Origin of the sequence: Flavobacterium sp. YO12 (assembly GCF_004119495.1) — a bacterium.
Lineage (GTDB): Bacteria > Bacteroidota > Bacteroidia > Flavobacteriales > Flavobacteriaceae > Flavobacterium.
Genome location: NZ_NRQU01000042.1, coordinates 39,041 through 45,047 on the forward strand (window position 1 = coordinate 39,041; position 6,007 = coordinate 45,047).

The window sequence follows — 6,007 nt, forward strand, 5'->3', positions numbered from 1 at the left end:
ATTTTTGTATTATTAGATTCTGTTTAGATTTTATCTCTCCTTTTTTTACTGATTATTTCTCGCTATATTTCGTTAAATTAATAAAAAATAAATTCATTATTCTTTCTAAATTTGCCTCATCTATCAAGAAATAATCTCATAAAAATTCTGATATATAAAATCTAAACAGAATCTCAAATTAAAATATAAATATACTCTAGAAAATGCGGTTCTACAAGTTTTCTAAAGCAAAGCCATAAAAATAAAATGTATAGTAAAGAAGAATCACAAAGAATAAAAAGAGAATTTTGGGTTGCTTTTGCCGAAAAATACCCAAGAAAATGGGTTCTTTATGATACCAAGATAAAAGATTTCTCTTTTAAATTTTATGTCGATAATAAAAAAGCTCAAGTTTTAATTGACATCGAGCAACGAAGTGATGAAAAACGAAATGCTTACTTTGAAAAATTAGAAGCTTTAAAAAATATTCTTGATGAAGAATTCATCAAAGATTTAGTTTTTGAAAAAAATCACACTTTAGAAAGCGGTAAAACGATTAGTAGAATCTGGGTCGAGAAAACTGGAGTAGGTTTCAGTAATCGCAATAATTGGGATGCCATTTTTGATTTCTTCAACGAAAAAATGCATGCTCTCGAAATGTTTTATCTAGAATATGATGAATTTATTAAGGATGTTGATGCTTAAGGAAGGCGCTAAGGTTCTGAGATACTAAGGTTCTAAGGTTTTATTATCAAACCTAAGAGGTTTTTTTTATACATTAAAAATATTGTAAACAATAATATGATCGTCATAATTGATGTAAAGCTGTTTGCGATAATCTTGCTTTTTACGTGTTATAATTGAAAGTTTGCACTCCTTTCCGTCATTGTCTTTGCACATAAAGGAATACACAATATCAGTATCATTTTCTTCGCGTTCGATATAATCTAATATCTTAAAAAGCTGAATTTCTTGCGAGTACACCACAATTCTGTGTTTGTCTGTATCTAAAACAACCGAAAGATTTACTAAATCAAGATTGGACCACTCGCCCCATTTTCCTTTTTCTGTTTTTTCTAACACACTAAAACCCGAAGTTTTAAAATGATACGATTGACCTTGAGCATAATGCATTCCAAAACCTAAAAACAATAATAATACTAAATAAGTGCGTATAGAATTCATATAAATTTCTTGCGGATAATTAAAACTCAAATGTAGCTTTTTCTTTGCGGGCAGATTCAAAATCGGCTATCATTTCTTGAATAATTTGCTCTACGGGCAAAATTTCGTGAATTAATCCTGCGACCTGTCCAATCTCTAATTCGCCTTCTTCAAGATCTCCTTCAAACATTCCTCTTTTTGCTCTGGCTCTTCCTAATAACTGAACTAATTCTTCTTTAGACGGACATTTTTCATACAAATCCTGAACATCTTGATAGAATTTATTTTTCACTAATCGAACAGGAGCTAATTCCTTCAATGTCAATTGAGTTCCTCCCTCTTTTATATTAACTATCGCTTGCTTAAAATTATTGTGAGCAGAAGATTCTATTGAAGCTGCAAAACGGCTTCCTACCTGAACACCATCGGCACCCAAAATCATTGCCGCAAGCATTCCTCTTCCTGTTGCAATTCCACCCGCAGCGATAATAGGAATCTGTACTTTTTCTTTCACCATTGGAATCAAAGTCAACGTTGTCGTTTCTTCACGTCCATTATGACCTCCGGCTTCAAAACCTTCAGCAACAATAGCATCAACACCGGCTTCTTGGGCTTTTAAGGCAAAAACACTACTGCTTACTACGTGAACTACCGTAATTCCTTTTTCTTTTAAAAATGAAGTCCATGTTTTAGGATTTCCAGCAGAAGTAAAAACGATTTTAACGCCTTCTTCGACCACAATATTCATTATATCTTCAATATTTGGATATAACATAGGAATATTAACTCCAAAAGGTTTATCTGTCGCTTTTTTACATTTCTGAATATGTTCTCTTAAAACTTCGGGATACATTGATCCAGCGCCTATTAGACCTAAACCGCCAGAATTACTAACAGCCGAAGCCAGTTTGTAACCGCTGTTCCAGATCATGCCGCCTTGTATTATTGGATATTTTATATTGAAGAGTTTGGTAATTTTGTTCATGCAGATTGGGCTGTTATTGTTTAATTATTTTTCCTGTTTTATGCAGACCTTCACTATCAAAAGTATAAAAGTAAAGTCCGCTGGTTAGAGTTTCTACAGAAAGTAATGGATTTTGATTGGTGATTTCTTTTTCGATCAATTTTTGTCCTAAAACAGAGTAAATTGACACTGACGCTTTAGGATTAGTAAATGAGAAAGAAATAGTTGTTTGAACTGGATTTGGATAAACCAAAAAATCAGTCGTAGATTGAAACGCTTCTAAACCCAAAGTTGAGCCAAAGTTTGGAATTCCGTACCCATAATTATTATCAGGACTTGTATAGCGATCTGCAGACTGCAGTATCATTTGTCTAATTTCTTTGTTATTTTTTGATGGAAAAGCCTGCCATAAACAAGCTGCCATTCCTGCCATTATTGGACAAGCAAAAGAAGTTCCGTTTGCTGTTCCAATATTTCCTGCTGCATTAGAAACAACTGCCGCAACACCTTGCGCCATAACATCCGGCTTAATTCGATTATCAAAACTTGGCCCGATAGAACTTGAACCGGCTTTTGTTTTTGAAGCATTAACTGAACCTACGGTAATAACTGAAACTGCATCTGCGGGGCCGCCAATATGCGGTTCTGCAGTTGTTCCTTCGTTTCCGGCTGCAGCCAAAACAATTATTCCCTTACTAAAAGCTATTTCTGCACCTCTTGAAATAAAATTTGTTGTGCCATTCATATCGCTGTAGGTATGACTATAACTTGGCTCGTCATATCCAAAATACCCTAATGAGGTTGTAATAATATCAGCTCCAAAAGCATCTGCCTGCTCAGCCGCTTCAACCCAATACGATTCTTCAACAGGATTCTCGCTGGCATTATCTTCTGTAATAAACAAATAATAAGAAGCATCTGGCGCGGTTCCTACCAAAGAATTTTCAGTATAACCGCCCATTGTAGATAAAACTGAGGTTCCATGACTATTCCCAGAATAAAAATCAGCACTTCGATTTACATAGTCGTAACCGCCTAAAATCAAATTATTATCCCTTAATCTCTTAAAAGGCTGTGTTGTATTTACTCCCGGAAAACCTCCGTCTAAAACAGCAATTATTTTACCTGAACCTGTATAGTTTTGTTGATGCAGTACTTGCCCATTCAACATTTGAATTTGATTTACCGAATTCCCGTAAGCGTAATCAATTGTAGTATTTAGCTTTTCTTTTGTTTTTGCCGCAGCATGAGCCGCCGCAGGTTTTGCTGTTTTGTTCAAAGCTTTATTAGAAAAAACTATTTTATCAATAAAGATAAATGATTTTAGCGCCGTTATATTTACCTGCGTTCCTCTAACGTGAATTGCATTGAGCCATTTTGACTGTGCCATTACAGAAATTCCCGTGCTTGCTTTAACCTGATTTACATAGGTTATCTCAATAGGAACATCTGAAATATTTAAGGCAATATTTTGTTTTGTACGACGGTCTAAAGCTCGTTGTGATAATGTTTGCGATGGATTATTAAAAAAGTCCTGAGCGTTTGGCTTTCCAGTAAAATATACCCATGCATCTTCCCCTTGAGCAAATGCCAAAGTGGAAACGAATATTAAAAGAAAAACAAAATAATGTCGCATAAATACTTTTTTAAAAGGAAAACCCCGTAAAAAAGTATAAAGCTAAGAAATTACTCCCGAACCAACTAATTCATTTTCTAAATACCAAGCTACAAACTGACCTTCGGTAATGGCAGATTGAGGCTCTTCAAAACGAACATACATTCCATCTTCAAATTGATGCAAAGTGGCTTTTTGCAAAGGCTGACGGTAACGAATTCTAGCCATTACTTCCATCGTTTCGCCAGTTTTCAAAGTCAAATCTGTGCGAATCCAATGTATTTCAGATTTCCCAACAAACAAGGCTTTTTTAAATAAACCTGGATGATTGCTCGTTAATCCTGTATAAATAGTATTGGTATCAACATCAGTCGCAATAACAAACAAAGGATCTGTGGTGCCTCCAACATTTAAACCTTTTCGTTGTCCGTTAGTAAAATAATGTGCTCCTTGATGATTACCCATTATTTTTCCCATTGTTGGAATATATTGCGGTTTTTGAGCTTCTAATTTTAATTCCTCTTCAAGTGATAAACCAGTTGGTTTTTCGATATTGTAAATTGGATCATTTTTATCAATTTGAACAATTTTACCTTCTTTTGGCTGTAATTTTTGTTGTAAAAACTCAGGCAGGCGTACTTTTCCAATAAAGCATAATCCTTGCGAATCTTTCTTTTCGGCTGTAACCAATTCCATTTCAGCAGCTATTTCACGAACTTCTGGTTTAGTTAAAGCTCCAATTGGGAACAAAGCTTTTGATAATTGTTCTTGCGATAATTGACATAAAAAGTAAGATTGATCTTTGTTAACATCATTTCCAGCAACTAATTGATATACCGTTTTTCCATTAACTTCAATTTCGCTTTTTTGGCAATAATGTCCAGTTGCAACATAATCTGCACCAAGACTTAATGCAATTTTCATAAAAACATCAAATTTGATTTCGCGATTACAAAGAACATCAGGATTTGGAGTTCTTCCTTTTTCATATTCATTGAACATATAGTCAACGATTTTTTCTTTGTATTGTTCGCTTAAATCAACAGTTTGAAACGGTATGCCAAGTTTTTCAGCTACTAATAAAGCATCATTACTATCTTCTAACCAAGGACATTCGTTAGAAATAGTAACTGAGTCATCGTGCCAATTTTTCATAAAAAGCCCAATAACTTCGTATCCTTGCTGCTGTAATAAATAAGCTGCAACACTAGAATCTACTCCACCTGAAAGACCAACAACTACACGTTTCATTTTAAAATGTTTATATTTTACAAGGGTGCAAAGGTAAGCCAAATTATAGATAATTGCAGTAGTTTTAATTGGTTTATATAATCCTGCGGTAGATAAAACTTATTGTTTAATTAATTACTTTTATTATTCAATAAAATCGTCATGCAAAAATACATTTACACTCTGTTATTCTATTTTGTTTTGATGTCTTTAAGTGCTCAAAAGCACTCGTCAACGCTATCAGATTATGAAGCTTTTAAGGCATTTAGAGGAAAACCTTTGTCTGATAAATTTTCGAATATAGAATCTGTAAAAGTAATCTATGATTTACGAAAACAGAAAATGTATTATTTCAACAGTACGTTGATTCCTCTTCATTATGATTTCGCACTAAATTATCTGCATTACAATCAAGATTTAGAAGTTTTTAATAATGAAAATTACAGCAATACTCAAAAAGACCGTGATTTTTTACTAGGAAATTTAAATCACATTAAAGAAACTGATAAGTGGATTTTTGAATTGGCAGCTTCAGATCATATGCCGATTCCGCTTATAGAACGTTTTTTTAATCTTGTAACAAACTCGACTTTTATTGGAAAAAATTTAAAATTCTATTTGAACAATCCCGAGCAAATGGAATGGTTTCAGCAGAATAAGTTTAAAATTCCCTGCGTAAAATCAGATTATATTTTTAATGAACTTACCTACCAAGAAGTGGTTTCTGGGAATAATGTCGGCATTTTAAAACAATACAAAATCAAAGATTTAGAAAGCCGAAAACCAAACTCAAACGAAATTGTAATTTTAGACGGTACACCTGATGTTTTACCCAACGTAAGAGGGATTATTGTAAATGAGCTGCAAACACCGCTGAGCCATTTAGTTCTATTAGGCAAAAACCGAAAGATTCCTATTATGGCTTATACAAAGGTTTTTTAAAGATGAAAACATCAATAAACTGCTTTCAAAAAAAGTGGAATTAAAAATTGAGGTTGATACTTTTTTTCATCAAAGAAACCGATAAAAAGATAGTAGAAAAGGTAAATTCAAAA

At 33.4% G+C, this 6,007-nt stretch carries 6 protein-coding genes; 2 read left to right on the top strand and 4 right to left on the bottom strand.

All coding sequences use genetic code 11. From position 1 onward, the window contains the following. Positions 1-246: 246 nt before the first annotated feature. On the top strand, positions 247-684 hold the full coding sequence (locus BOW55_RS14105; protein WP_129024634.1) for a DUF4268 domain-containing protein: 438 nt from the start codon (positions 247-249) through the stop codon (positions 682-684). 66 nt (positions 685-750) lie between these two features. Here BOW55_RS14105 and BOW55_RS14110 read toward each other — a convergent pair whose 3' ends face one another. Genes BOW55_RS14110 through mnmA form a run of 4 tightly spaced genes read right to left on the bottom strand, consistent with a single transcriptional unit; the run spans position 751 to position 4,973 of the window. Then, on the bottom strand, positions 751-1,164 hold the full coding sequence (locus tag BOW55_RS14110) for a hypothetical protein (RefSeq protein WP_129024635.1): 414 nt from the start codon (positions 1,162-1,164) through the stop codon (positions 751-753). Positions 1,165-1,183: 19 nt separating this feature from the next. Continuing rightward, a complete protein-coding gene (locus tag BOW55_RS14115) occupies positions 1,184-2,128 on the bottom strand; it encodes a nitronate monooxygenase family protein (RefSeq protein WP_129024636.1) in 945 nt (314 codons plus the stop codon). 13 nt (positions 2,129-2,141) lie between these two features. Next, positions 2,142-3,743: a S8 family serine peptidase gene (locus BOW55_RS14120; RefSeq protein ID WP_129024637.1), complete on the bottom strand. Its 1,602-nt coding sequence runs from the start codon at positions 3,741-3,743 to the stop codon at positions 2,142-2,144. 42 nt (positions 3,744-3,785) lie between these two features. After that, positions 3,786-4,973 carry a tRNA 2-thiouridine(34) synthase MnmA gene (mnmA, locus tag BOW55_RS14125; protein WP_129024638.1) on the bottom strand — a complete coding sequence of 396 codons (1,188 nt, stop codon included), beginning with the start codon at positions 4,971-4,973 and terminating at the stop codon, positions 3,786-3,788. 141 nt (positions 4,974-5,114) lie between these two features. Here mnmA and BOW55_RS14130 point away from each other — a divergent pair, with 141 nt between their 5' ends. Next, the gene (locus tag BOW55_RS14130) at positions 5,115-5,894 is read left to right on the top strand and encodes a hypothetical protein (RefSeq protein WP_241686569.1); all 780 of its coding nucleotides are present in this window, start codon (positions 5,115-5,117) and stop codon (positions 5,892-5,894) included. The last annotated feature ends 113 nt before the right edge of the window (positions 5,895-6,007 follow it).